We start from the raw sequence: 25,580 nt of genomic DNA, 5'->3' as shown, positions 1-25,580 counted from the left end.
AGGGCAGTTCTCCTTGCTTGTAGGAGATTGACTGTTCTGATGAACGCAACGTTCCTCCGTCTGGACGCTTGGGAGTACGCGGCATACCCTTGGGGCCTTTCCCAACGCCTCGACAATAGGAACCGCCATGAGCCGTATCTTTGCAGACAACGCGCACTCCATCGGTAACACGCCCCTGGTTCAGATCAACCGCATCGCACCGCGTGGCGTGACGATCCTGGCCAAGATCGAAGGGCGCAACCCGAGTTATTCGGTGAAGTGCCGCATTGGCGCAAGCATGGTCTGGGATGCAGAAAGCAGCGGCAAGCTCAAGCCGGGCATGACCATCGTCGAGCCCACTTCGGGCAACACCGGTATCGGCCTGGCCTTTGTCGCCGCTGCCCGTGGCTACAAGTTGCTGCTGACCATGCCGTCGCAATGAGCCTTGAGCGCCGTAAAGTGCTCAAGGCTCTGGGCGCCGAGCTGGTGCTGACCGAGCCGGCCAAGGGCATGAAGGGTGCCATCGACAAGGCCGCCGAGATCGTCGCCAGCGACCCGGCCACCTACTTTATGCCGGCCCAGTTCGACAACCCGGCAAACCCTGCGATCCACGAGAAAACCACCGGCCCGGAAATCTGGAACGACACCGATGGCGCCGTGGACGTGCTGGTGGCGGGCGTGGGAACCGGCGGCACCATCACCGGGGTATCACGCTATATCAAGAACACCGCGGGCAAGCCGATTCTGTCGGTGGCCGTGGAGCCCATGGTTTCCCCGGTGATCACCCAGGCCTTGGCGGGTGAAGAGATCAAGCCCAGCCCGCACAAGATCCAGGGGATCGGCGCCGGTTTTGTGCCGAAAAACCTCGACCTGTCGATGGTCGACCGGGTGGAGCTGGCGACCGACGAGGAGTCCAAGGCCATGGCCCGGCGCTTGATGCTGGAAGAGGGCATTCTGTGCGGGATCTCCTGTGGCGCCGCCATGGCGGTGGCCGTGCGCCTGGCCGAGAAGCCGGAGATGCAGGGCAAGACTATTGTGGTGATCTTGCCGGACTCCGGTGAGCGCTACCTGTCGAGCATGTTATTCAGCGATTTGTTTACCGAACAGGAAAACCAAGCCTGAATCGACTGTAGGAGCGAGCTCGCTCGCGAAAAACCTGAGAACGCCACGTTGTATCAGTAAACCCGCGTTATCGTTGACGTTCTTCGCGAGCAAGCTCGCTCCTACAGGTGTTGATACAGGTCAGTCTGGTTTCCTGGGCCTTCTGCATAATGGTTCAAGTGTTTATCATGGCCGGCTGCTACGTCTGGTTTCCCATTGATGGAAATTTGCTGGCCAGGCGCTTATTTCCAGGAGTTGCTGCATGACCTTTTCTTTGGCCGCCAAACTGTCGGTGTTGCTGCTGTTCATCGGCAGCACGCTGTATGTGCACCTGCGTGGCAAGGCCCGTTTGCCGATGTTGCGCCAGTTCGTCAACCATTCGGCGCTGTTCGCCCCGTATAACGCCCTGATGTACCTGTTTTCCGCGGTGCCGTCCAAGCCGTACCTGGACCGCAGCAAGTTCCCGGAACTGGATGTGCTCAAGGACAACTGGGAAGTGATCCGCGAAGAGGCCATGCACCTGTTCGACGAGGGCTACATCCGCGCCGCCGAAAAGAACAACGACGCCGGTTTCGGTTCGTTCTTCAAGAAGGGCTGGAAGCGTTTCTACCTCAAGTGGTACGACAAACCGCTGCCATCGGCCGAGGCGCTGTGCCCCAAGACCGTGGCGTTGGTGAGCAGCATTCCTAACGTCAAGGGCGCGATGTTCGCGTTGTTGCCGGGCGGCAGCCACCTCAACCCGCACCGCGACCCGTTCGCCGGTTCCCTGCGTTATCACCTGGGGCTTGCCACGCCGAACTCTGACGACTGCCGTATCTTCGTCGACGGCCAGGTTTACGCCTGGCGCGACGGTGAAGACGTGATGTTCGACGAGACCTACGTGCACTGGGTGAAAAACGAAACCGAACAGACCCGTGTGATCCTGTTCTGCGACATTGAGCGCCCATTGAGCAACCGCGTGATGACCCGCATCAACCGCTGGGTCAGCAAGCAACTGGGCCGTGCCACAGCGCCGCAGAACCTCGATGACGAGCGCGTGGGCGGCATCAACCAGGCCTATGCCTGGAGCAAGACCTTCAGCGACAAGTTCAGCGGCCAGGTCAAACAGTGGAAGCGCAAGCATCCCAAGGCCTACCGCATTGCGCGGCCGGTGCTGGCGGTGGTGGTGTTGGTACTGCTGTGGAAGTGGCTGTTCGGCTAAACCGCACACCATAAAAAGGCGCTGTATCGAAAGATACAGCGCCTTTTTTATGCCTGGAATGTGATCAAAACTGTGGGAGCTGGCTTGCCTGCGTTGGCGGAGTATCAGCTATAAAAAGGTTGACTGACCCACCGCTTTCGCAGGCAAGCCAGCTCCCACATTTGATCTGCGTTGCTCTTAAGAGGCGATCAACTGGCGCAGCACATAGTGCAGAATCCCACCCGCCTTGAAGTACTCCACTTCATTCAAGGTATCAATCCGGCACAGCACCTCAACCTTCTCGCTGCTGCCATCCTCGCGAGTGACCACCAACGTCAGGTTCATTCGCGGCTCGATCTCGGCAGCGGTCAGCCCGAGGATATCGATCTTCTCCTTGCCGGTGAGCTTGAGTGTCTTGCGGTTCTGATCCAGCTTGAACTGCAACGGCAACACGCCCATGCCCACCAGGTTGGAGCGGTGGATGCGCTCGAAGCTCTCGGCGATCACCGCCTTGACGCCCAGCAGGTTGGTACCCTTGGCCGCCCAGTCGCGGCTGGAGCCGGTGCCGTATTCTTGGCCGGCGATCACCACCAGCGGTGTGCCGGAGGCCTGGTACTTCATGGCCGCATCGTAGATCGCCATTTTCTCGCCAGTGGGGATATACAGCGTGTTACCGCCTTCTTCGCCGCCGAGCATTTCATTGCGGATACGGATATTGGCAAAGGTGCCGCGCATCATCACTTCATGGTTACCCCGGCGTGAACCGTAGGAGTTGAAGTCACGCGGCTCCACGCCCTGTTCGCGCAGGTAGCGCCCGGCCGGGCTGTCGGCCTTGATATTGCCGGCAGGGGAGATGTGGTCGGTGGTTACCGAATCCCCCAGCAGGGCCAGCACGTTGGCGCCCTTGACGTCCGTGATCACCGGCAGCGGGCCGGCGATGTCGTCGAAGAACGGCGGGTGCTGGATATAGGTGGAATCCGGCTGCCACACGTAGGTGGCTGCCTGCGGCACTTCAATGGCTTGCCACTGCTCGTCGCCGGCAAACACTTCGGCATATTCCTTGTGGAACATGCTGGTGCTGACTTGGGCCACCGCCTCGGCGATTTCCTGGCTGCTGGGCCAGATGTCCTTCAAGTACACCGGATTACCCTGCTGGTCATTGCCCAGCGGCTCGCTGCTGATGTCGATGCGCACGGTGCCGGCCAACGCGTAAGCGACGACCAGGGGCGGCGAGGCCAGCCAGTTGGTTTTCACCAGAGGGTGCACGCGGCCTTCGAAGTTACGGTTACCGGACAGCACCGACGCGACGGTGAGGTCGGCCTTCTGGATGGCTTTTTCGATCGGCTCGGGCAGGGGCCCGGAGTTGCCGATACAGGTGGTGCAGCCGTAGCCCACCAGGTCGAAGCCAAGCTTGTCCAGGTATTGGGTGAGGCCCGCCGCCTTGTAGTAGTCGGTGACCACTTTGGAGCCCGGCGCCAGGGAGCTTTTCACCCAGGGCTTGCGAGTCAGGCCTTTTTCCACGGCTCTCTTTGCCACCAGCCCGGCGGCCATCATCACGCTGGGGTTGGAGGTGTTGGTGCAGGAGGTAATCGCGGCAATCACCACTGCGCCGTTTTTCAGGCGATAGGTGTTGCCTTCGTATTCATAATCCGCCTCGCCGACCAGGTCCGCATTGCCCACGGCAACGCCGCCTCCGCCTTCGCTTTCCAGGCGGCCTTCTTCTTTGCTGGTGGGCTTGAATTGCAGGTCGAGAAAATCGCTGAACGCTTGGCCTACATTCGGCAGGGCGACACGGTCCTGGGGACGTTTGGGCCCGGCAAGGCTGGCCTCGACAGTGCCCATGTCCAGAGCCAGGGTGTCGGTGAAGATTGGCTCCTGTCCGGCATTGCGCCACAGGCCCTGGGCCTTGGTATAGGCTTCCACCAGTTTGACCGTCTCAGCCGGGCGGCCGGACAGACGCAGGTAATCCAGGGTCACCTCATCCACCGGGAAAAAGCCACAGGTCGCACCGTATTCCGGGGCCATGTTGGCGATGGTCGCGCGGTCGGCCAGGGGCAAATCGGCCAGGCCGTCGCCGTAGAACTCGACGAACTTGCCCACCACGCCTTTCTTGCGCAGCATTTGCGTCACGGTCAGCACCAGGTCGGTGGCGGTGATGCCTTCCTTGAGCTTGCCGGTGAGCTTGAAACCGATCACTTCCGGGATCAGCATCGACACCGGCTGGCCGAGCATGGCCGCTTCGGCTTCGATCCCGCCCACGCCCCAGCCGAGTACGCCGAGGCCGTTGATCATGGTGGTGTGGGAGTCGGTGCCGACCAGGGTGTCGGGGAAGGCGTAGGTGCGGCCGTCTTCCTCTTTGGTCCACACGGTGCGGCCCAGGTATTCGAGGTTGACCTGGTGGCAGATGCCGGTGCCCGGCGGCACCACGCTGAAGTTGTCGAAGGCGCTCTGGCCCCAGCGCAGGAAGGCGTAGCGTTCGCCGTTGCGCTGCATTTCGATATCGACGTTCTGTTCAAAGGCGCTGGTGCTGCCGAACTTGTCGACCATCACCGAGTGGTCAATCACCAGGTCCACCGGTGACAGCGGGTTGATGCGCTGCGGGTCACCGCCGGCCTTGGCCACGGCGGCGCGCATGGCGGCCAGGTCGACCACGGCGGGTACGCCGGTAAAGTCTTGCATCAGCACGCGAGCGGGGCGGTACTGGATCTCGCGGTCCGACTGGCGCGCCTTGAGCCAGGCGGCGATGGCCTTGAGGTCGGTGCCGGTGACGGTCTTGGCGTCTTCCCAGCGCAGCAGGTTTTCCAGCAGCACCTTGAGGGACATCGGCAGCTTGTCCAGGTCACCCAGGCTCTTGGCGGCTTCGGGCAGGCTGAAGTAGTGGTAGGTTTTGCTGTCTATGTGCAGTGTCTTAAGGGTTCTCAGGCTATCAAGGGATGACATTACATGACTCCTTATGGTCCGCACGGCTACGGACCTGACGGGACGAACAGAGCTATCACGTTAGCGCTGTTTTCATTAGCAGGCTAATAACTGGACTCTATCGCTGAGTCCAAGGTTCCGAACTCGGCTATCATGCGCGCGTTTTCATGACAGGTATTGCGATAGCGCAAGGCCAGTTGATTCACCAGGAGATTCAATGAACACCCTTTTTATGCACTGCCGCCCGGGTTTTGAAGGCGAAGTCTGTTCCGAGATCGCGGAGCACGCCGCGCGCCTGAACGTGTCCGGCTACGCCAAGGCCAAGACCGGCAGCGCCTGCGCCGAATTTGTCTGCACCGAAGAAGATGGCGCCCAGCGCCTGATGCACGGCCAACGCTTTGCCGAGCTGATCTTCCCCCGGCAGTGGGCGCGCGGGGTGTTTATCGACCTGCCGGAAACCGACCGCATCAGCGTGATCCTCGCCCACCTGCGCGAATTCCCCGTGTGCGGCAGCCTGTGGCTAGAGATGGTCGACACCAACGACGGCAAGGAGCTGTCGAACTTCTGCAAGAAATTCGAAGTGCACCTGCGCAAAGCCCTGCTTAACGCCGGCAAGCTGGTGGACGACCCGAGCAAGCCGCGCCTGCTGCTGACCTTCAAGAGCGGCCGCGAAGTGTTCATGGGCCTGGCCGAATCGAACAACTCGGCGATGTGGCCCATGGGCATCCCGCGCCTCAAGTTCCCGCGTGACGCGCCCAGCCGCTCGACCCTCAAGCTGGAAGAGGCCTGGCACCACTTCATCCCCCGCGACCAGTGGGACGAACGCCTGCACGGCGACATGACTGGCGTCGACCTCGGCGCAGCGCCAGGCGGCTGGACCTGGCAACTGGTCAACCGTGGCATGCTGGTGACCGCCATCGACAACGGCCCCATGGCCGAAAGCCTGATGGACACCGGCCTGGTGCAACACCTGATGGCCGACGGCTTCACCTTCGTGCCCAAGCAGCCGGTGGACTGGATGGTCTGCGATATCGTCGAAAAACCCGCGCGCAACGCGGCACTCTTGGAAACCTGGATTGGCGAAGGGTATTGCCGCGAGGCGGTGGTGAACCTGAAGTTGCCGATGAAGCAGCGTTACGCCGAAGTGAAGCGTTTGCTGGAGCGCATCGAAGAGGGCTTCAAGGCGCGCGGCATTCGTGTGGAGATTGGCTGCAAGCAGCTCTACCACGACCGCGAAGAGGTCACCTGCCACTTGCGTCGTCTGATAGACATAAAGAAATCTAAAGGCCGCTGATATTAAATGTGGGAGCTGGCTTGCCTGCGAAAGCGGTATAACAGTCGAAATTTATGTTGAATGTGCCCCCGTCATCGCGGGCAAGCCCGCTCCCACATTGCTGAGCGGTGCCAGTTTTAGGAGTGAAGTATGAGTCTTGAACCTGTTGACGGTACCCTCGACGCCACCGGCCTCAACTGCCCGGAACCCGTGATGATGCTGCACCAGCACATCCGCGACCTGCCGGCGGGCGGTCTGCTCAAGGTGATCGCGACCGACCCGTCGACCCGTCGCGATATCCCCAAGTTCTGCGTGTTTCTCGACCACGAACTGGTGGATCAGCAGGAAGATGCTGGCACCTACCTGTACTGGATCCGCAAGAAAGCCGATTAAGCCTGCGCCTTTTCGGCCCGGATGCGTCGGCGTGCACTGCGCGCCAGGCGCACCACCAACATCCCCGCTGCACAGCTCAAGCCCACGATCAGCCCTTGCCATAAACCGCTCGGGCCGCTGGGCTCGCCGAGCCAGTTTGTCAGGCCCAGGGCGTAACCTACCGGCAGGCCCACGCCCCAGTAGGCGAACAAGGTCAGCACCATGGTCACCCGGGTGTCCTGATAGCCGCGCAATGCGCCCGCGGCGGTGACCTGGATCGAGTCGGAGAACTGGAACAACGCCGAGAACACAATCAGCATCGACGCCAAGTGGATCACCACCGGGTCAGGGGTGTAGATCGCTGCAATCTGCTCGCGAAACAGCAGCATCAAGCTGCAGGAAAAACACGCGTACGCGAGGGCGGTGCCCATGCCGACGCCGGCGGCGAAGCGAGCTTCCCGGGGTTCGCCGCGCCCCAACGCCTGGCCGACCCGCACGGTGACGGCCATGCTCAGGGAATAGGGGATCATGAACACCAGGGAGCTGACGTTCAGGGCTATCTGGTGACCGGAGACCACCGTGGCGCCCAGGCTGCCAAGCAACAGGGCAATCACCGCGAAAATGCTCGACTCGGCGAAGATCGCCACACCAATCGGTAGGCCGATGCCCAGGATGCGCTTGATCACCGTCCATTGCGGCCAGTCGAAGCGCTTGAACAATTCGCTGCTTTGATAGGCCGCGCCCCAGCGCGTCCAGATGGCCAGGCCGATCATCATCACCCACATCGCAATGGCGGTAGCCCAGCCACAGCCCACGCCGCCCATGGCCGGTACGCCAAAGTGGCCGTAGATGAAGATGTAGTTCAGCGGAATATTCAGCGCCAACCCGCACAAGCCCATGACCATGCTCGGCCGTGTGCGGCCCAGGCCGTCACTGAAACAGCGAAACACGTAGTACAACGCAACCGCCGGCATACCGGCGGCGATGCCGTGCAGGTAGCCCATGGACGGCTCGATCAGGTCGGGCTCGACCTTCATGGCATGCAGGATCGGCTCGGCGCACAGCAACAGCAGCGCGCCGCAGAGACCGACCACCACGGCCAACCACAACGATTGGCGCACCAGAGGCCCGATCTCGGTGAGTTTGCCCGCGCCATAACGCTCGGCAACTTTCGGTGTGGTGGCCAGCAGAGTACCGGTCATCAACAGGTACACCGGGATCCAGATCGAATTACCCAGGCCCACCGCCGCCAGGTCCTGCGGGCTCACGCGCCCAGCCATCACCGCATCGACGAAGCTCATCGCGGTGGTTGCCAGTTGGCCAATCATGATCGGCAAGGCCAGCGTCAGCAGGCCGCGCACTTCCCGGCTGATGCGGGCGGGGCGGGAGAGGGTAGCGGTGGCAGTGTTCACGTACAGGTGTCCAATAAAAAGGCAGTCGCAAGGACGGCGGATTCTACGCGTTGACGCAGTGGTCAGGAAAAAACCTGTGTTAGGGATTTGTAAGCAATGCGCCCAGGCCAGCGCTGACCCCTGTGGGAGCTGGCTTGCCTGCGATGCAGGCACCTCGGTGCATCAGGCAAACCGGGTCGATGCAATCGCAGGCAAGCCAGCTCCTACACAGGATCTTCTGTACACTGCCAATCCGCCAAAGGAGCCTGCCATGCTGATTGTTGCCGACGAAAATATCCCGCTGCTCGATGCATTCTTCGAAGGGTTTGGCGAGATTCGCCGTGTGCCCGGCCGTTCCATCGACCGCGCCACGGTCGAGCAGGCCGATGTACTGCTGGTGCGCTCGGTGACCAACGTCAACCGCGCCCTGCTCGAGGGCAGTAAGGTGCGTTTTGTCGGCACTTGCACCATCGGCACCGACCACCTAGACCTCGACTACTTCAAGCAAGCAGGTATCCAGTGGTCCAGCGCGCCCGGCTGCAATGCGCGTGGGGTGGTGGACTACGTGCTCGGCAGCTTGCAGACCCTGGCTGAAATCGAAGGCGCCGACCTTAAGCAGCGCACCTACGGTATCGTCGGTGCCGGTGAAGTCGGCGGGCGGTTGGTCAAGGTGCTCAAGGGCCTGGGCTGGAATGTGTTGGTGTGCGACCCACCGCGCCAGGTCACCGAAGACGGCGATTACGTCAGCCTGCAGCAGATCATCGAGCACTGTGACGTGATCAGCTTGCATACGCCGCTGATCAAGTCCGGCAATGGTTCGACCTGGCACCTGTTTGATCGCCAGCGCCTGGAACAGCTCAAGCCGGGCACCTGGCTGATCAATGCCAGCCGGGGCGCGGTGGTGGATAACGCCGCCCTGCGCGAGGTGTTGCTGGCGCGCGAAGACCTGCAAGCGGTGCTGGACGTGTGGGAAGGCGAGCCTGAGGTGGATGTCGAGCTGGCAGACCTGTGCGTGCTGGCCACGCCCCATATCGCCGGCTACAGCCTCGATGGCAAACAGCGCGGCACCGCGCAGATTTACCAGGCGCTGTGTGCGCACCTGGGCCAGGAGCCGAGTATCCAGCTGAGTGATTTGCTGCCGGCCCCCTGGCTGGCCGAGATGCACCTTAACGCTACGACTGACCCGGCCTGGGCGCTGGCGACCTTGTGCCGCAGTGTGTACGACCCACGCCGTGACGATGCGGATTTCCGCCGCAGCCTGGTAGGTACCGTGCAGGAGCAGCGCCAGGCCTTTGACCTGCTGCGCAAGCATTACCCGGAACGTCGCGAGATCGATGGCTTGAAGGTGCGCATCATGGGGGAGTCGGCGGTGCTGTCGCAGATCGTGGCTGCTCTGGGCGCCGAACACCTATAACTGTAGGAGCGAGCTTGCTCGCGAAAAACGTCAACGATAACGCAGCGTTTCTGATTTAACGCGGCGCCCTCAGGTTTTTCGCGAGCAAGCTCGCTCCTACAGGGGGCATAAAAAACCCGGCCACCGGGGCCGGGTTTGAAAGAGCGTGGGCACTTCAGCCTTGCTGGGCAGGCTTGACCAGTCGCTGTTCCAGTTCGCTGCAGGCTTGCTGGATCATTTCTTCGGTAATCTGCACTTCCTGGCCTTTGGCATCGATATACGAGCAAGGCAGCTGTTGCGGCTGGCGGATCACTTCAATCTTGGCGTCGCTGCTATTTTGCAAGGTCATGGCCTGTCTCCTCATCAGGTTGTGTACCTACTTTAATTCCCCCGCATGAACGCGCCGTTACAACTCCTTACACGCTCATCGGTTTGAACACCCAGTCCACCAGAAACCGGTACATATTTCCAGATGAGGCTTAGACCGATAGCCTCTAGTGGCCTGCATCGGTGGGCATAATTAACCTGACTCATTGTTATTCGCGCAAGTTCCCCCAATGTTGGAGGGTACAGATTCCTCATTGGTGATACCTTCCATGTTCTCCATCCGTCAACGCCGTGCGATTCGCCTGGCCAGCCGCTTTATCGCGCCCTACCGCTGGCAGGCGCTTGGCGCACTGCTGGCGCTGATCGTCACCGCTGGCATCACCTTGTCCATGGGGCAGGGCATACGCCTGCTGGTGGACCAGGGCTTCATGACTCAGTCGCCGCACCTGCTCAACCAGTCTATCGGCCTGTTCATGCTGCTGGTGCTCGGCCTGGCCGTGGGCACCTTCACGCGGTTTTACCTGGTGTCGTGGATTGGCGAGCGGGTGGTGGCCGATATTCGCCGGCAAGTGTTCAACCACCTGATCTACCTGCACCCAGGCTTCTACGAGAACAACCGCAGCTCCGAAATCCAGTCGCGGCTGACCACCGACACCACCTTGCTGCAATCGGTGATCGGCTCATCGCTGTCGCTGTTTTTGCGCAATGCCCTTATGGTCATCGGCGGCATCGTGTTGCTGTTTATCACGAACCCCAAACTCACCAGCATCGTGGTGGTGGCGTTGCCGCTGGTGCTGGCGCCGATCCTGATTTTCGGACGTCGGGTGCGCAGCCTGTCGCGTTTGAGCCAGGACCGTATCGCGGACGTTGGCAGCTATGTCGCCGAGACCTTGGGCCAGATCAAGACCGTGCAGGCCTATAACCATCAGGTGCAGGACGAACAGCGCTTTGCCGTCACCGTCGAGGACGCCTTCATCACCGCACGTAAGCGCATCTTGCAGCGCTCCTGGCTGATTACCCTGGTGATCATGCTGGTGCTCGGTGCGGTGGGCGTGATGCTGTGGGTGGGCGGCATGGACGTGATCAGCGGGCGTATTTCCGGCGGTGAGCTGGCGGCGTTCGTGTTCTACAGCCTGATTGTCGGCAGCGCCGTTGGCACCCTGAGCGAAGTGCTCGGCGAGTTGCAGCGTGCCGCTGGGGCGGCGGAGCGGATCGGTGAGCTGTTGCAGTCAGGCAACGACATCCAGGCGCCGGCCACTGGCGGTGTACGTTTGCCGGAACGGGTCAGCGGCCGCATGGAACTGCAAGACCTGCGCTTTTCCTACCCGTCACGGCCGGACAGCTACGCCATCGATGGCTTGAACCTGACCATCAACCCGGGCGAAACCCTGGCGTTGGTAGGGCCGTCCGGCGCGGGCAAATCGACGATTTTCGATCTGCTGCTGCGCTTCTACGACCCCCAGCAAGGCCGAATCCTGCTCGAAGGCCAGCCGCTGACCGAGCTAGACCCCCTGGACCTGCGGCGCCATTTCGCCCTGGTGTCCCAGAGCCCGGCGTTGTTCTTCGGCAGCGTCGAGGACAACATCCGCTACGGCAACCCGTCCGCCACCACCGCCCAGGTGGAAGCCGCCGCGCGTATTGCCCACGCCCACGACTTCATCCTGCAAATGCCCGACGGCTACCAAACCCACCTCGGCGAAAGTGGCCAGGGCCTCTCTGGCGGCCAGCGCCAACGCCTGGCCATCGCCCGCGCCTTGCTGGTCGACGCGCCGATCCTGCTGCTGGACGAAGCCACCAGCGCCCTCGACGCTCAGAGCGAACACCTGATCCAACAAGCCCTGCCGCAGCTCATGCAGGGGCGCACCACGCTGGTCATCGCGCATCGTTTGGCCACGGTGAAGAATGCCGACCGCATTGCGGTAATGGACCAGGGCAAGCTGGTGGCGGTGGGCACGCATCAGCAGTTGATTGCGAGCAATCCGTTGTATGCGCGGTTGGCGGCGTTGCAGTTCAACGATGGAGATGAACAGGTGAAATAAAAAATGCCCGCATCTCTCGATGCGGGCAATGGCGCCTCTGTAGGAGCGAGCTTGCTCGCGAAAAACTCACAGGCGCCGCGTTTATCCAGGAAGCACGCGTTAGCGTTGACGTTCTTCGCGAGCAAGCTCGCTCCTACTGGTCGTCGAAGTACCGCTCATGCCAATCCACCAACGGTTGCGGTGAGTTGAGCTTCTGCCCGTAGATCACCGAATAAGACAGCACGTTCTGCACATACTGGCGGGTTTCGTCGAAGGGGATGCTTTCCACCCACACGTCGAAACTCAGGTGGTCTGCGCCGCGCAGCCATTGGCGCACGCGGCCGGGGCCGGCGTTGTAGGCAGCGGAGGCGAGCACGCGGTTGCCGTTGAACTGGCTGTGAACCTGGCTCAGGTAAGCAGCGCCGAGCTGGATGTTTTTATCCGGGTCCAGCACCTGGGCCGGGGAGGCCAGGGGGATGCTGAACTTGCGTGCAGTTTCCTTGGCGGTGCCGGGCATCAGTTGCATCAGGCCGCTGGCGCCGACGCCGGAGCGGGCATCGTCCATGAACGCGCTTTCCTGACGGGTGATGGCAAAGATCCAGCTGGAGTGCAGGCCACGTACCTTGGCTTCGCGCACTAGGGTGTCGCGGTGGGCCATCGGGAAGCGGATGTCCAGATCGTCCCAGTACTGCGCCTGGCTGATGGTGCGGATCGCCGGGAAGTACCACTTCATGTCGTAGGCCAGTTTGGCCTGGGCCACCATCTCGTCACGGTTGAAATGACGGCTGACGTGGTACCACTCGCGGCGACCGTCGACGATCTGGCCGCGGGCGTAGAACTCCAGGGCCCTGCGCACGCCTGGGGTGTTGCGGACCTTGTTGACCAGGGCCTGGCTCATCACCAGCGGCTTGTTGTTCAACTGATAAGGCGATTTGGAGCGGTCAGCCGCGAGGAAACCGTAGAAGTCCCGCTCCTTGGCGACGTTTTTGTACAGCACCAAAGCCTGCGGGTTTTTCGGCTCGGCCAGCTCCAGGCTGCGCGCCTGCCAGTAGCGCCAGCGGTTGGTGGTGGCCAGGTCTTGTGGGAGCTTGCGGGTCAACTGGTAGGCGTCTTCCCAGCGCGCCAGGCGCAACAACAGGCGCAGGCGCCATTCGGAGACCGTATTGTCGCGCAGTTCGGGGTCGTACTTGGTCATGACCTCCAGCGCGCGCGGGTCGAAGCGCTTGGCCAGGGTCAAGCCGATCTCGCGGGCAATCGACACTTTTTCGTCACGGGAGAAGTGCATGCTGCTGGCGTAACCGTCGAGCAGCGACATGGCTTTGTCCGGATCCTGGCGCGCCAGGCGACGCAGGCCCAGGCCCACGGCGTCAGCCATGGCCTCGGTGGCCGGCTGGAAGCGTGACGGGTCGCTGAGCATGTCGGGCTTTTGCGCAACATCCACCATCAAGCGGCCTTGGGCGCCGAGGGTGGGCAGGGTTTTCACCAGGCTATTGGCCAGCGCGTAGTTACGCGCTTCGGCGGCGAGCTTGGCGCGCTCCCAGATCTTCTGCTCGGTGAGTTGGCCGGCAGCGGCCCATTGGCCAAACGTGACGTCACAGGCGGCGGGCTGGGATTTGCCGGTCATCCACAGCTTTTCGGCAGTCTTGTAGCCTTCGGCTTTCAGGTTGTGGCTGAGCTGGTACTGGCCATGCAGGCAGTCCAGCTCGACAAAATTGAGCTTGGTGTCGTAGTACTTTTCAAAGGTCTGCCAATCGCCACGTTCGGCCAGCCAGCGCAGCCAACGCAGTTTCATCCAGTTGGCCTGGGGCAGGTCGCCGTGTTTGGCGAGGAATTGTTCGATTTCCTCGTTGCTCGCGGTTTTCAGGCGCGCGGTCAGCTCGTCATAGGCCAGGTAGGGCGTGAGCGGGTAATCGGCCAGGGCTTGGCTGTATTGCATGTAGGGGCCGCTGTCGCCCTTGGCCAGGGCGCGTTTGGCTTGATCGTAATACTGGCGTTGAGTGGTGAGGTCCACCGCCTGGGCGGATTGAACGGCAGTGGCGGAAAGAAGCAGACAAGATAAAAAGTTGAAAAGGCGACTGCGCATGAGACGTCCGTGCAGAGAAATCACGACTAGCACCGGCACTGCCGACACTGATTGCCCCTAGCTTAGCCTTTTGCCAGCGGCCCGCGAAAGCTTTGCCGGCTGGTTCGTTCAAGTTCGCCGGAAATGTCCTACAGAACGTGTCAATAGAGAAAATGCCGACCGCATCCCACCCTCACATCAGGTAGAATGCGCGCCCAGTTTTTGGAGAAGCGTATGACCCTGCTCAAATTCAGCGATGTGTCCCTTGCTTTCGGCGCCATGCCGTTGTTGGACAAGGTGTCCTGGCAGATCGCCCGTGGTGAGCGGGTGTGCATCATCGGCCGCAACGGCACCGGTAAGTCCAGCATGATGAAGCTGGTAAAAGGCGACCAGAAGCCCGATGACGGCTCTGTGTGGCGTGCCCCGGGCCTCAAGATCGGCGAATTGCCGCAAGAATTGCCGGTGGCCGACGGACGGACAGTGTTCGACGTGGTTGCCGAAGGCCTGGATGGCGTTGGCGAGTTGCTCGCGCAATACCATCACCTGGCGCAGAACTGCGTCACCGAGGAAGACCTCGACAAGCTGATGCACGTCCAGCAAGACCTCGAAGCCCGTGACGGCTGGCGCTTGCAGCAACTGGTGGACAGCACCCTGAGCCGCCTGCAACTGCCGGCCGACAAGACCCTCGCCGAATTGTCCGGCGGCTGGCGTCGTCGCGTGCTGCTGGCCCAGGCCCTGGTGTCCGAGCCGGACCTGCTGCTGCTCGACGAACCGACCAACCACCTGGACATTGGCGCCATCGCCTGGCTTGAAGAAGCCATCAAGGACTTCCAAGGCGCCGTGCTGTTTATCACGCACGACCGTGCTTTCCTGCAGAGCCTGGCCACGCGCATCCTCGAACTGGACCGTGGCGGCCTGATCGACTGGAACGGCGACTACGCCAGCTTCCTGGTGCACAAGGAAGCCGCCCTGGCGGCCGAAGAAACCGCCAACGCGCTGTTCGACAAGAAGCTGGCCCAGGAAGAAGTCTGGATCCGCCAGGGCATCAAGGCCCGTCGCACCCGTAACGAAGGCCGCGTACGTGCCTTGAAAGCCTTGCGCGTCGAGCGCAGTGAGCGCCGCGAGCGCACCGGCAAGGCCAATATCCAGCTCGATACTGCCGACAAGTCGGGCAAGCAAGTGATGGTGCTGGAGAACGTCAGCTTCCATCACCCGGACGGCCCGTTCCTGATCAAGGACTTCTCCATGGTCCTGCAGCGCGGCGACCGTATCGGCCTGCTGGGCGCCAACGGTACCGGCAAGACTACGTTGCTCAAGCTGATGCTCAGCGGCCTGCAACCGACCAGCGGCAAGGTCGAAGAGGGCACTCGCATCGACGTGGCCTACTTTGACCAGTTGCGCCACCAGTTGGACCTGGAAAAGACCGTGATCGACAACGTCGCCGAAGGCCGCGACTTTATCGACATCGACGGCCAGAGCCGCCACGTACTCAGCTACCTGGGCGACTTCCTGTTCAGCCCGCAGCGTGCACGTACGCCGGTCAAGGCGCTGTCGGGTGGTGAGCGCGCGCGCCTGCTGCTGGCCAAGCTGTTCAGCAAGCCGGCCAACTTGCTGGTACTCGACGAACCGACCAACGACCTCGACGTGGAAACCCTGGAACTGCTGGAAGAGGTCTTGCTGACCTTCAACGGCACTGTGCTGATGGTCAGCCACGACCGGGAATTCCTCGACAACGTGGTCACCAGCACCCTGGTCTTCGAAGGTGAAGGCAAGGTGCGTGAATACGTGGGCGGTTATCAGGACTGGCTGCGTCAGGGCGGCTCGCCGCGCCTGCTGGGCGTAACCGAGAGCAAGTCGGGCAAAGCAGACTTGAACACGGCGGTGGTGGCTCCGGTCGCTGCCGAAGCGCCTGCACCGGCGGCTGACGCTGCGCCGGCCAAGAAAAAGCTGAGCTATAAGTTGCAGCGCGAGCTGGAAGCCTTGCCGGGTGATATCGACGCCAAGGAACAGCAGATTGCTGCGGTCGAAGCGGAAATGGCTGACGCTGGTTTCTACCTGCGCCCTGCGGCAGAGACCGCCAAGGTCATCGCCTCTTTGGAGACGTTGAACCAGGAGCTGGAAGCGTTGGTTGAGCGTTGGGCCGAGTTGGATGCCTGAGTGATCTTGCAGCACTGAAAAGCCTGGCGTTCATTCCTATGAGCGCCGGGCTTTTTAATATGAAATGCGATCCAACTGTGGGAGCTGGCTTGCCTGCGATAGCGGTGTATCAGCCACCTGATGCATCAACTGACAGGCTGCTATCGCAGGCAAGCCAGCTCCCACATTAGACCTTCATCGGTCTTACGAACTCTTTACCAGTTTGACGGCCAGTACATCGCACGGCGCGCCGTGCAATACATCATTGGCGGTCGAGCCCAGCAGCAAGGCCAAGCCGTGGCGCCCATGGCTACCCACTACGATCAGGTCACAACCCTGTTCCTTGGCCAAGTGGTGAATTTCCTGGCGCGGTTGGCCGTATGTCAGGTGGCAGTCTTCCTTTTTCAGGTGCGGGTATTTGAGAATCAAACGGTCCAGGCGCTCCTTGGCCTGGTCGAATTGTTGCTGCTGCAGCTGGGAAAGGTCCATCGGCACGTCACCACCAAAGGCCATCGCCATGGGCTCGACGATGTGCGCCAGCGACAGTTTGGCGCCATTGGCAATCGCGGATTCCTGTGCGCGCTTGATCACTGGATCGCACTCTTCGGTCAGGTCGACAGCGACCAGAATATGTTTGTAGGGCATGAGGCGTTCCTCCAGGGGACTGCAATAAATTCAGTATGGCTGCTTTCAAGCGGATGGGGTTGCCGCAGATCAAATCCGCTCATCTAGAAATTCGGGAGTACACATATGACGGTCTGGATAGTGGTGTCAATCCTTGCGGTGGTTTTGAGCCCCCTGGTATGGCTGCGACCTTCGCGCCAGCAGAGCGGGCGCATGGCCCTGCGCATGGAGGCACGCCGCATCGGGTTGGCCATGCAGTTGGCGCCTCAGGAGTGGCCGCACTGGCTCAAACAGGAGCCGCCGAGCCCTTGCGCGCAGTACTGCCGACCACGGCGTGGCAGCATGCCCGCGACCTGGAGTTACTGGCAGCTGGAGCCGGGGCTGTGGGTCAATCAGTGGCGTGAGCCTTGTGTGGATGAGAAGTTGTTGCCGCATTTTGCAACGCTGCCGGCGAACGTCTACAAGGTCGAGGCCGACAAACAGATGATTGCTTTGTATTGGGGCGAGAAGGGCGACGCAAGCGTACTCAAAGACATCGATACGCTGCTCAAGGCCCTGGCCTGACCCAAACCCTGTAGGAGCGAGCTTGCTCGCGAAAATCGCCAACGATAACGCGGATAATCAGGCTATACGCGGCGCTCTCCAGGTTTTCGCGAGCAAGCTCGCTCCTACTCAAAAGCCGGGCAATAAAAAGCCCGACATCATCATCGGGCTGGAGGTGGCCAGGCAGGCCGGTAAATCTGTAGGTTGCCGCTAGCCTAGCCGGGTATTCCTTTCTGTACAGCCTTTTCCCACATCTTTTCTATTATTGATCCTGTGAATATTTGGATATTGACGGGTGGCCCGCCTGTGGGCCGGGTTCTGAAATGACTGGAAAGTCGCGTTTTTACTAGCCTTTGGAGCGATTGACAATTGCTCGGAATTGGATGAAGGTGGCGTACCCAAATCAAACGGGCGTATGAATTGAGCGTTTGCCTGTCAGACGACTCATACAAAACCCGACTATCGCACTGGCGGGTGTGCCTGGCGGATTGGCGTGAGCATTGATTCAACTGTCAATGTCAAACCAGAGACCAGCGTCCAGTGTGTACTGTTCAGCTTCCATATCGTGGAGATCAGTTGATGATTTACGAAGGTAAAGCCATCACGGTTAAGGCTCTTGAAAGTGGCATCGTCGAACTCAAGTTCGACCTCAAGGGTGAGTCCGTCAACAAGTTCAACCGTCTAACCCTGAACGAACTGCGTCAGGCCGTAGACACCATCAAAGCAGATGCTTCGGTCAAGGGCGTGATCGTCTCCAGCGGCAAGGACGTGTTTATCGTCGGCGCTGACATCACCGAATTCGTCGACAACTTCAAGCTGCCCGATGCCGAGCTGGTGGCTGGCAACCTCGAAGCCAACAAGATCTTCAGCGATTTCGAAGACCTCAACGTGCCGACCGTTGCTGCCATCAATGGCATCGCGTTGGGCGGCGGCCTGGAAATGTGCCTGGCGGCAGATTTCCGCGTCATGTCCGCGACGGCCAAGATCGGCCTGCCGGAAGTCAAGCTGGGCATCTACCCAGGCTTTGGCGGTACCGTGCGCCTGCCGCGCCTGATCGGTGCTGACAACGCGATCGAATGGATCGCCGCCGGCAAGGAAAACAAGGCTGAAGACGCACTGAAAGTCGGTGCCGTCGACGCTGTAGTAGCTCCGGACAAGCTGGCCGAAGCCGCGCTGAACCTGATCAAGGGCGCCATCAGCGGCGAATTTGACTACAAAGCCAAGCGTCAACCGAAGCTGGAAAAACTCAAGCTCAACGCCATCGAACAGATGATGTCGTTCGAAACCGCCAAAGGTTTCGTGGCAGGCCAGGCCGGCCCGAACTACCCGGCGCCGGTTGAAGCGATCAAGACCATCCAGAAGGCCGCGAACTTCGGTCGCGACAAAGCCTTGGAAGTGGAAGCGGCAGGCTTCGTCAAACTGGCGAAAACCTCGGCGGCCCAGAGCCTGATCGGCCTGTTCCTGAACGATCAGGAACTGAAGAAAAAGGCTAAGGCCTACGACGAAATTGCCAAGGACGTGAAACAGGCCGCCGTACTCGGCGCCGGTATCATGGGTGGCGGTATCGCCTATCAGTCGGCGTCCAAAGGCACGCCGATCCTGATGAAAGACATCAACGAGCACGGTATCGAGCAGGGCCTGGCCGAAGCCGCCAAGCTGCTGGTGGGCCGCGTTGATAAAGGCCGCATGACCGCTGCAAAAATGGCTGAAGTGCTTAACGGCATTCGTCCTACGCTGTCCTACGGCGATTTCGGCCACGTCGACCTGGTGGTCGAAGCGGTTGTCGAAAACCCGAAGGTCAAGCAAGCCGTGCTGGCTGAAGTGGAAGCCCAGGTCAAAGATGACACCATCCTGGCCTCCAACACTTCGACCATTTCCATCTCGCTGCTGGCCAAGGCCCTCAAGCGTCCGGAAAACTTCGTCGGCATGCACTTCTTCAACCCGGTGCACATGATGCCGCTGGTAGAAGTGATCCGTGGCGAGAAGTCCAGCGAGCTGGCCGTGGCCACCACCGTTGCCTACGCCAAGAAAATGGGCAAGAACCCGATCGTGGTCAATGACTGCCCGGGCTTCTTGGTCAACCGCGTGCTGTTCCCGTACTTCGGCGGTTTCGCCAAGTTGATCAGCGCCGGTGTGGATTTTGTGCGTATCGACAAGGTCATGGAAAAATTCGGCTGGCCAATGGGCCCGGCGTACCTGATGGACGTGGTCGGCATCGACACCGGCCACCACGGTCGCGACGTCATGGCTGAAGGCTTCCCGGACCGCATGAAAGACGACCGTCGTTCGGCTGTCGACGCACTCTACGAAGCCAAGCGCCTGGGCCAGAAGAACGGCAAGGGTTTCTACGCCTACGAGACCGACAAGAAGGGCAAGCAGAAGAAAGTGGCCGACCCATCGGTGCACGAAGTACTCGCTCCGGTCATCTACGAACAGCGTGAGGTGTCTGACGAGGACATCATCAACTGGATGATGATTGCCCTGTGCCTGGAAACCGTGCGTTGCCTAGAAGACGGCATCGTTGAAACCGCCGCCGAAGCCGATATGGGCCTGGTGTACGGTATTGGTTTCCCTCCATTCCGTGGTGGTGCGCTGCGTTACATCGACTCCATCGGTGTGGCCCAGTTCGTTGCCCTGGCTGATCAGTACGCTGATCTGGGCCCGCTGTACCACCCGACCGCGAAGCTGCGTGAAATGGCCAAGAATGGCCAGAGCTTCTTCGGTTAAGTGCCCAGACGACTAGAGCGAGAATATTTATGAGCTTGAATCCAAGAGACGTCGTGATCGTCGACTTCGGTCGTACGCCGATGGGCCGCTCCAAGGGCGGCATGCACCGCAACACCCGCGCCGAAGACATGTCGGCGCACCTGATCAGCAAAGTGCTGGAGCGCAACACCAAGGTCGACCCGAACGAGGTCGAGGACGTGATCTGGGGCTGCGTCAACCAGACCCTGGAGCAGGGCTGGAACATCGCGCGCATGGCGTCGTTGATGACCCAGATCCCGCACACTGCCGCTGGCCAGACCGTCAGCCGACTGTGTGGCTCCTCGATGAGCGCGCTGCACACCGCTGCGCAAGCGATCATGACTGGCAACGGCGATGTGTTCGTGGTCGGCGGCGTGGAGCACATGGGCCACGTCAGCATGATGCACGGCGTCGATCCTAACCCGCACATGTCCCTCTACGCGGCGAAAGCCTCGGGCATGATGGGCCTGACCGCGGAAATGCTCGGCAAGATGCACGGCATCACCCGTGAAGCCCAGGACGCCTTCGGCCTGCGTTCCCACCAGCTCGCTCACAAGGCGACTGTGGAAGGCAAGTTCAAGGATGAAATCATCCCGATGAACGGCTACGACGAAAACGGTTTTCTGAAACTGTTCGACTACGACGAAACCATTCGTCCGGACACCACCCTGGAAAGCCTGGCGGCCCTCAAGCCAGCCTTCAATCCAAAGGGCGGCACCGTGACAGCCGGTACTTCCTCGCAAATCACTGACGGTGCTTCGTGCATGATCGTGATGTCGGCGCAGCGTGCCCAGGACCTGGGTATCCAGCCGCTGGCCGTGATTCGTTCGATGGCGGTGGCGGGTGTGGATCCGGCGATCATGGGCTATGGTCCAGTACCGGCCACACAAAAAGCCTTGAAGCGCGCAGGCCTTTCCATCTCCGATATCGACTTCTTCGAGCTCAACGAAGCTTTCGCCGCACAGGCCCTGCCAGTGCTGAAAGATTTGAAAGTACTCGACAAGATGAACGAGAAGGTTAACCTGCACGGCGGTGCGATTGCCCTGGGCCACCCATTCGGTTGCTCCGGTGCGCGTATCTCCGGCACTTTGCTTAATGTGATGAAGCAAAATGGCGGCAACCTTGGGGTTGCAACCATGTGCATTGGTCTCGGCCAAGGCATCTCTACCGTCTTCGAACGCGTCTAAGCGTTCGGTTGACGGAAGCCGGGGCCCAGTGCCCCGGTTTTTGTTTTTTGGAACTTTTAAATATTTTTTTTCAACAAATTTTGTACGAGGGCCAGAGCATGAAAGTCGAACCAGGGCTCTACCAGCATTACAAGGGGCCGCAGTACCGTGTTTTCAGCGTGGCGCGCCACTCTGAAACCGAAGAAGAAGTGGTGTTTTACCAAGCGCTGTATGGCGAATACGGCTTTTGGGTGCGCCCTTTGAGCATGTTCCTGGAGACCGTCGAAGTTGACGGCGAGCAGGTCCCGCGCTTTGCTTTGGTCACGGCCGAACCCAGTCTTTTTACAGGGCAATAACGGCAGGTCGCGCAGAATGCTGCGCTTGACCTCATCCGGTTGCCACTATATATAGCGTTGCCGCGTCAGGCGCCAACTGCCTTTCACTTCTCGAATTCAGGAATTTTCCGATCCATGGGCAAATCGCTGGTCATTGTGGAATCCCCGGCTAAGGCCAAGACCATCAACAAGTACTTGGGCAACGAGTACGTGGTGAAGTCGAGTATCGGCCATATCCGAGACCTGCCCACCAGCGGTTCGGCTAGCGCCAGCAAGGAGCCTGCCGCCAAGCGCGGCAAGGCCGCCGCGGGCGAAGGTCCGGTACTCACGCCTAAAGAAAAAGCGCGCAAGCAACTGGTTTCGCGCATGGGTGTGGACCCGGACCATGGCTGGAAGGCCAAGTACGAAATCCTTCCGGGCAAGGAAAAGGTCATCGAAGAGCTGCGCCGGCTCGCCAAAGATGCTGACACCATCTATCTCGCGACGGACTTGGACCGCGAAGGGGAAGCCATTGCCTGGCACCTGCGCGAAGCCATCGGCGGTGATGACAGCCGCTACAAGCGCGTGGTGTTCAACGAAATCACCAAGAAAGCCATCCAGGAAGCGTTCTCCAAGCCGGGCGAGCTGGATATCGACCGTGTCAACGCCCAGCAGGCCCGTCGCTTCCTCGACCGCGTCGTCGGCTACATGGTCTCGCCATTGCTGTGGGCGAAGATCGCCCGTGGCCTGTCCGCCGGCCGTGTGCAATCGGTAGCGGTCAAGCTGGTGGTGGAACGTGAGCGCGAGATCCGTGCGTTCATCCCTGAAGAGTACTGGGAAGTCCACGCCGACCTCGGCACTGCCAAGGGCGCCAATGTGCGCTTTGAAGTGGCCCGTGAGAAAGGCGAGGCCTTCAAACCGCTGAACGAAGCCCAGGCCATGGCCGCGCTGGAGAAGCTCAAAGCCTCCAGCTACAGCATCGTCAAGCGTGAAGACAAACCGACCAGCAGCAAGCCGTCGGCGCCGTTCATCACCTCCACCCTGCAACAAGCCGCGAGCAACCGCCTGGGCTTTGGGGTGAAGAAGACCATGATGATGGCCCAGCGCCTGTATGAGGCTGGCTATATCACGTATATGCGTACGGACTCCACCAACCTGTCGCAAGACGCGGTGGCGATGGCGCGTACCTATATTGAAAGCGAATTCGGCAAGACCTACCTGCCGGAGAAGCCGAACGTCTACAGCAGCAAGGAAGGCGCACAAGAGGCTCACGAAGCGATTCGTCCTTCTGACGCCAACACCACGCCTGCCAAGCTGAGCGGCATGGAGCGCGACGCTGAGCGCCTCTACGAGCTGATCTGGCGCCAGTTCCTGGCTTGCCAGATGCTGCCGGCGCAATACCTGTCCACTACCGTAAGCGTGGGCGCGGGCGATTTCGAGCTGCGTGCCAAGGGCCGTATCCTCAAGTTCGACGGCTATACCCGTGTGATGCCGCAGATTGCCAAGCCTGGCGATGATGACGTGCTGCCGGACATGGCCCAGGGCGACACGTTGAAGCTGATCAAGCTCGACCCGTCCCAGCACTTCACCAAGCCGCCGGCGCGTTATTCCGAAGCCAGCCTGGTCAAAGAGATGGAGAAGCGCGGTATAGGTCGTCCATCGACCTACGCGGCGATCATCTCCACCATCCAGGACCGTGGCTACGTTGCGTTGCACAACCGTCGTTTCTATTCGGAAAAGATGGGTGACATCGTGACCGAGCGTCTGTCGGAGAGCTTCTCCAACCTGATGGACTACGGTTTCACCGCGGGCATGGAAGAGAACCTCGATGACGTGGCCCAGGGCGAACGCGACTGGAAAAACGTGCTCGACGAGTTCTATGGCGACTTCAAGAAAAAGCTCGAAGTGGCCGAGAACCCTGAGAACGGGATGCGCGCCAACCAGCCGGTGATGACGGATATCCCGTGCACCACCTGCGGTCGGCCGATGCAGATTCGTACCGCCTCCACCGGCGTGTTCCTCGGTTGCTCAGGCTACAGCCTGCCGCCGAAAGAGCGCTGCAAGGCGACCGTCAACCTGGTGCCGGGCGATGAAATTGCGGCTGATGATGAGGGTGAGTCCGAGTCGCTGGTGTTGCGCGGCAAGCACCGCTGCCCGATCTGCAGCACGGCGATGGACGCTTACCTGCTGGACGAGAAGCACAAGCTGCACATCTGCGGTAACAACCCCGATTGCAACGGCTACGAGATCGAAGAGGGCACCTACCGCATCAAGGGCTATGAAGGCCCGAGCCTGGAATGCGACAAGTGCGGCAGCGAGATGCAGCTCAAGACCGGCCGTTTCGGCAAGTTCTTCGGTTGCACCAATCCGACCTGCAAGAACACCCGCAAACTGCTGAAAAGCGGGGATGCGGCGCCGCCGAAAATGGACCCGGTGAAGATGCCTGAGCTCAAGTGCGAGAAGGTCAACGACACCTACATCCTGCGTGACGGCGCTTCGGGGCTGTTCCTGGCTGCGAGCCAGTTCCCGAAAAACCGCGAGACCCGTGCGCCGTTGGTGATGGAGATCGTGCCGCACAAGGACGAGATCGATCCTAAGTACCACTTCTTGTGTGAAGCGCCGAAGAAGGACCCGGATGGTCGCCCAGCCGTGATCCGCTACAGCCGCAAGACCAAGGAGCAGTACGTGCAGACCGAAGTGGACGGCAAGCCGACTGGCTGGAAAGCGTTCTACGACGGCGGCAAGTGGAAGGTCGAGGACAAGCGCCAAGGCGCTTGATCCGCTAGTCTGTTAACGCCAAAAGCCGTCTGTATAGACGGCTTTTGCTTACTGTAGGAGCGAGCTTGCTCGCGAAGATCGTTAACGAAAACGCCGGAAACCTGGCACCCTACGGTGCCTGGAGGTTTTTCGCGAGCAAGCTCGCTCCTACACAGCCAGCATCACGCCTATTCGTTGTGGAGATTGCCGTCATGGCCAACGAACTCTATACCCGTACCAATCAGAAAATTTACTTCGCGGGTTTATCCCTGGAGGCCCTTGGCCGTGCCGAGGAAGGGAAAGAGATGAATGCCATCGCGCTGGTACAGGCGGGGCGCGAAGCGGCGTTGTTCCACCTGTACGGTGCCTTGCTGGGACTGTGCCATGAAATCGCCGGGTTCTACCGCTTGCCCCAAGCGGGCGCGCCTCGGGCGGAAATGATCATGAATCGTGAAGTGTTGGATTCCATGGCGATCCCCGAGTTGGCCGAGTTGGTGGAAATGGCCCAAAGCCCTGACAGTTGGGTGGCGCGGCTGCTCAAGGCCCATGCGGATATGTTTCAGCCACCGCGTATTCCCCATGTGCCCAAGGGGGATGTTACCCAGCCGCTGATCGTCGCCGTGGCATTGGAGCAGGATGAGCCCAAGCCTTTGAGCCGTGAGGAATTGGAAGGCTGGCGCCAGGAACTGAAGAAGATGGCGCTGCGTTTTCGTGAAGGGTTGAACGAGTGCTGAAGGGTTTGCACTAAGCAAATGTGGGGGCTGGTTTCGGAGCGACGCTGAACCTGTGGCGAGGGAGCTTGCTCCCGTGACGACCGGACAGCCGACGCTTATGTACCTGACGCTCTAGGATCCATATGTGGGGGCTTGTCTGAAAGCCGACACCTATCGACCTGACGCCCCGCGATCAAACTGTGGGAGCTGGCTTGCCTGCGATGACGGCCTGCCAGCCGACACCTATCGACCTGATGCCCCGCGTTCAACCTGTGGGAGCGGGCTTGCTCGCGAAGGCGGTCTGGCAGGCGACCCTGTTATACCGAGTACATATCCATTCCTGCGGTTACGGCCACTTAGGGTTCCGCCTGACGGCGGGTCACGTTCGAAAAGCGCGAAAGTAACCAAAGCGCTCTTGCCCCTCCACTCGGCCCCTCGCCTAGGCTCGGCCCCTCGCCTAGGCTCGGTGTGCCCGAACACAGGCTTGAATCCGTGGGCCGCCGCCACGCGCCATCCCTGGCGCGGGGCGGCTAACCCGGCGTCCTGCCAGGTTACCCACGAATTCAA

At 60.6% G+C, this 25,580-nt stretch carries 18 protein-coding genes and 1 pseudogene; 14 read left to right on the top strand and 5 right to left on the bottom strand.

Annotation, left to right across the window (positions count from 1 at the left end):
• The first annotated feature begins 127 nt into the window (after positions 1-127).
• Together cysK and GIW04_RS07315 are read left to right on the top strand one after the other, a co-directional pair.
• Positions 128-1,101: pseudogene (gene cysK / locus GIW04_RS07325) on the top strand (cysteine synthase A).
• Between the two features lie 241 nt (positions 1,102-1,342).
• Positions 1,343-2,281, top strand: a complete 939-nt coding sequence (locus GIW04_RS07315; RefSeq protein WP_003189633.1) for an aspartyl/asparaginyl beta-hydroxylase domain-containing protein — start codon at positions 1,343-1,345, stop codon at positions 2,279-2,281.
• Between the two features lie 177 nt (positions 2,282-2,458).
• On the opposite strand, the gene acnA is transcribed toward GIW04_RS07315, so the two are convergent.
• Positions 2,459-5,200 carry an aconitate hydratase AcnA gene (gene acnA, locus GIW04_RS07310; protein ID WP_120247665.1) on the bottom strand — a complete coding sequence of 914 codons (2,742 nt, stop codon included), beginning with the start codon at positions 5,198-5,200 and terminating at the stop codon, positions 2,459-2,461.
• Between the two features lie 196 nt (positions 5,201-5,396).
• Here acnA and rlmM point away from each other — a divergent pair, with 196 nt between their 5' ends.
• Both rlmM and tusA read left to right on the top strand, forming a co-directional pair.
• Complete coding sequence (gene rlmM / locus GIW04_RS07305) at positions 5,397-6,473, top strand: 23S rRNA (cytidine(2498)-2'-O)-methyltransferase RlmM (protein ID WP_120247666.1); 1,077 nt, start codon at positions 5,397-5,399, stop codon at positions 6,471-6,473.
• Positions 6,474-6,602: 129 nt separating this feature from the next.
• Positions 6,603-6,845 (top strand): sulfurtransferase TusA, encoded by a 243-nt coding sequence (gene tusA / locus GIW04_RS07300; protein ID WP_003189637.1) that lies wholly within the window; start codon positions 6,603-6,605, stop codon positions 6,843-6,845.
• Here the strand turns inward: tusA and GIW04_RS07295 are convergent.
• Positions 6,842-8,236: an MATE family efflux transporter gene (locus tag GIW04_RS07295; RefSeq protein ID WP_003189639.1), complete on the bottom strand. Its 1,395-nt coding sequence runs from the start codon at positions 8,234-8,236 to the stop codon at positions 6,842-6,844. The two genes, tusA and GIW04_RS07295, sit on opposite strands and share 4 nt — an antisense overlap.
• A gap of 250 nt (positions 8,237-8,486) precedes the next feature.
• Between GIW04_RS07295 and pdxB the strand changes: the two genes are divergently transcribed.
• Positions 8,487-9,629 carry a 4-phosphoerythronate dehydrogenase PdxB gene (gene pdxB, locus GIW04_RS07290; protein WP_034134975.1) on the top strand — a complete coding sequence of 381 codons (1,143 nt, stop codon included), beginning with the start codon at positions 8,487-8,489 and terminating at the stop codon, positions 9,627-9,629.
• A gap of 154 nt (positions 9,630-9,783) precedes the next feature.
• On the opposite strand, the gene GIW04_RS07285 is transcribed toward pdxB, so the two are convergent.
• Complete coding sequence (locus GIW04_RS07285) at positions 9,784-9,957, bottom strand: PA1571 family protein (protein ID WP_003189642.1); 174 nt, start codon at positions 9,955-9,957, stop codon at positions 9,784-9,786.
• A gap of 247 nt (positions 9,958-10,204) precedes the next feature.
• On the opposite strand from GIW04_RS07285, the gene GIW04_RS07280 reads away from it, so the two are divergent.
• Positions 10,205-11,974, top strand: coding sequence for an ABC transporter ATP-binding protein/permease (locus tag GIW04_RS07280; protein ID WP_032892853.1), 1,770 nt, complete (start codon positions 10,205-10,207; stop codon positions 11,972-11,974).
• Positions 11,975-12,107: 133 nt separating this feature from the next.
• On the opposite strand, the gene GIW04_RS07275 is transcribed toward GIW04_RS07280, so the two are convergent.
• On the bottom strand, positions 12,108-14,036 hold the full coding sequence (locus GIW04_RS07275) for a transglycosylase SLT domain-containing protein (protein WP_057710848.1): 1,929 nt from the start codon (positions 14,034-14,036) through the stop codon (positions 12,108-12,110).
• A gap of 213 nt (positions 14,037-14,249) precedes the next feature.
• Here GIW04_RS07275 and GIW04_RS07270 point away from each other — a divergent pair, with 213 nt between their 5' ends.
• Positions 14,250-16,172: an ATP-binding cassette domain-containing protein gene (locus GIW04_RS07270; protein ID WP_003189646.1), complete on the top strand. Its 1,923-nt coding sequence runs from the start codon at positions 14,250-14,252 to the stop codon at positions 16,170-16,172.
• A 183-nt stretch (positions 16,173-16,355) separates the two neighbouring features.
• Here GIW04_RS07270 and GIW04_RS07265 read toward each other — a convergent pair whose 3' ends face one another.
• Positions 16,356-16,796: a universal stress protein gene (locus GIW04_RS07265; RefSeq protein WP_120247668.1), complete on the bottom strand. Its 441-nt coding sequence runs from the start codon at positions 16,794-16,796 to the stop codon at positions 16,356-16,358.
• Positions 16,797-16,901: 105 nt separating this feature from the next.
• Between GIW04_RS07265 and GIW04_RS07260 the strand changes: the two genes are divergently transcribed.
• The 7 genes from GIW04_RS07260 to GIW04_RS07230 all read left to right on the top strand — a co-directional run bounded on the left by GIW04_RS07260 (position 16,902) and on the right by GIW04_RS07230 (position 25,034).
• Complete coding sequence (locus GIW04_RS07260; protein WP_032900468.1) at positions 16,902-17,339, top strand: hypothetical protein; 438 nt, start codon at positions 16,902-16,904, stop codon at positions 17,337-17,339.
• Positions 17,340-17,361: 22 nt separating this feature from the next.
• Entirely contained in the window at positions 17,362-17,532 is a 171-nt protein-coding gene (locus tag GIW04_RS31320; RefSeq protein ID WP_236269839.1) for a hypothetical protein, read from the top strand.
• Positions 17,533-17,897: 365 nt separating this feature from the next.
• Positions 17,898-20,045 (top strand): fatty acid oxidation complex subunit alpha FadB, encoded by a 2,148-nt coding sequence (gene fadB / locus GIW04_RS07250; RefSeq protein ID WP_120247669.1) that lies wholly within the window; start codon positions 17,898-17,900, stop codon positions 20,043-20,045.
• Positions 20,046-20,074: 29 nt separating this feature from the next.
• A complete protein-coding gene (gene fadA, locus GIW04_RS07245) occupies positions 20,075-21,250 on the top strand; it encodes an acetyl-CoA C-acyltransferase FadA (protein ID WP_003189650.1) in 1,176 nt (391 codons plus the stop codon).
• A 98-nt stretch (positions 21,251-21,348) separates the two neighbouring features.
• On the top strand, positions 21,349-21,585 hold the full coding sequence (locus GIW04_RS07240; RefSeq protein ID WP_003189651.1) for a DUF1653 domain-containing protein: 237 nt from the start codon (positions 21,349-21,351) through the stop codon (positions 21,583-21,585).
• Between the two features lie 114 nt (positions 21,586-21,699).
• Positions 21,700-24,321: a type I DNA topoisomerase gene (gene topA / locus GIW04_RS07235; protein ID WP_003189652.1), complete on the top strand. Its 2,622-nt coding sequence runs from the start codon at positions 21,700-21,702 to the stop codon at positions 24,319-24,321.
• A gap of 191 nt (positions 24,322-24,512) precedes the next feature.
• Complete coding sequence (locus tag GIW04_RS07230) at positions 24,513-25,034, top strand: DUF6586 family protein (RefSeq protein WP_003189653.1); 522 nt, start codon at positions 24,513-24,515, stop codon at positions 25,032-25,034.
• The last annotated feature ends 546 nt before the right edge of the window (positions 25,035-25,580 follow it).

The sequence above is a fragment of the Pseudomonas sp. PA-4-8C genome (assembly GCF_021606625.1).
GTDB classification, from domain to species: Bacteria; Pseudomonadota; Gammaproteobacteria; order Pseudomonadales; family Pseudomonadaceae; genus Aquipseudomonas; species Aquipseudomonas lactis.
This window is presented reverse-complemented; position numbering and strand designations above follow the sequence as displayed.

What these genes read in the sequence shown, in the direction of transcription:
- GIW04_RS07315 (WP_003189633.1), top strand. Translation starts at nt 1,343, where the DNA reads ATGACCTTTTCTTTGGCCGCCAAACTGTCGGTGTTGCTGCTGTTCATC.
- acnA (WP_120247665.1), bottom strand. Translation starts at nt 5,200, where the DNA reads ATGTCATCCCTTGATAGCCTGAGAACCCTTAAGACACTGCACATAGAC.
- rlmM (WP_120247666.1), top strand. Translation starts at nt 5,397, where the DNA reads ATGAACACCCTTTTTATGCACTGCCGCCCGGGTTTTGAAGGCGAAGTC.
- tusA (WP_003189637.1), top strand. Translation starts at nt 6,603, where the DNA reads ATGAGTCTTGAACCTGTTGACGGTACCCTCGACGCCACCGGCCTCAAC.
- pdxB (WP_034134975.1), top strand. Translation starts at nt 8,487, where the DNA reads ATGCTGATTGTTGCCGACGAAAATATCCCGCTGCTCGATGCATTCTTC.
- GIW04_RS07285 (WP_003189642.1), bottom strand. Translation starts at nt 9,957, where the DNA reads ATGACCTTGCAAAATAGCAGCGACGCCAAGATTGAAGTGATCCGCCAG.
- GIW04_RS07280 (WP_032892853.1), top strand. Translation starts at nt 10,205, where the DNA reads ATGTTCTCCATCCGTCAACGCCGTGCGATTCGCCTGGCCAGCCGCTTT.
- GIW04_RS07275 (WP_057710848.1), bottom strand. Translation starts at nt 14,036, where the DNA reads ATGCGCAGTCGCCTTTTCAACTTTTTATCTTGTCTGCTTCTTTCCGCC.
- GIW04_RS07270 (WP_003189646.1), top strand. Translation starts at nt 14,250, where the DNA reads ATGACCCTGCTCAAATTCAGCGATGTGTCCCTTGCTTTCGGCGCCATG.
- GIW04_RS07265 (WP_120247668.1), bottom strand. Translation starts at nt 16,796, where the DNA reads ATGCCCTACAAACATATTCTGGTCGCTGTCGACCTGACCGAAGAGTGC.
- GIW04_RS07260 (WP_032900468.1), top strand. Translation starts at nt 16,902, where the DNA reads ATGACGGTCTGGATAGTGGTGTCAATCCTTGCGGTGGTTTTGAGCCCC.
- fadB (WP_120247669.1), top strand. Translation starts at nt 17,898, where the DNA reads ATGATTTACGAAGGTAAAGCCATCACGGTTAAGGCTCTTGAAAGTGGC.
- fadA (WP_003189650.1), top strand. Translation starts at nt 20,075, where the DNA reads ATGAGCTTGAATCCAAGAGACGTCGTGATCGTCGACTTCGGTCGTACG.
- GIW04_RS07240 (WP_003189651.1), top strand. Translation starts at nt 21,349, where the DNA reads ATGAAAGTCGAACCAGGGCTCTACCAGCATTACAAGGGGCCGCAGTAC.
- topA (WP_003189652.1), top strand. Translation starts at nt 21,700, where the DNA reads ATGGGCAAATCGCTGGTCATTGTGGAATCCCCGGCTAAGGCCAAGACC.
- GIW04_RS07230 (WP_003189653.1), top strand. Translation starts at nt 24,513, where the DNA reads ATGGCCAACGAACTCTATACCCGTACCAATCAGAAAATTTACTTCGCG.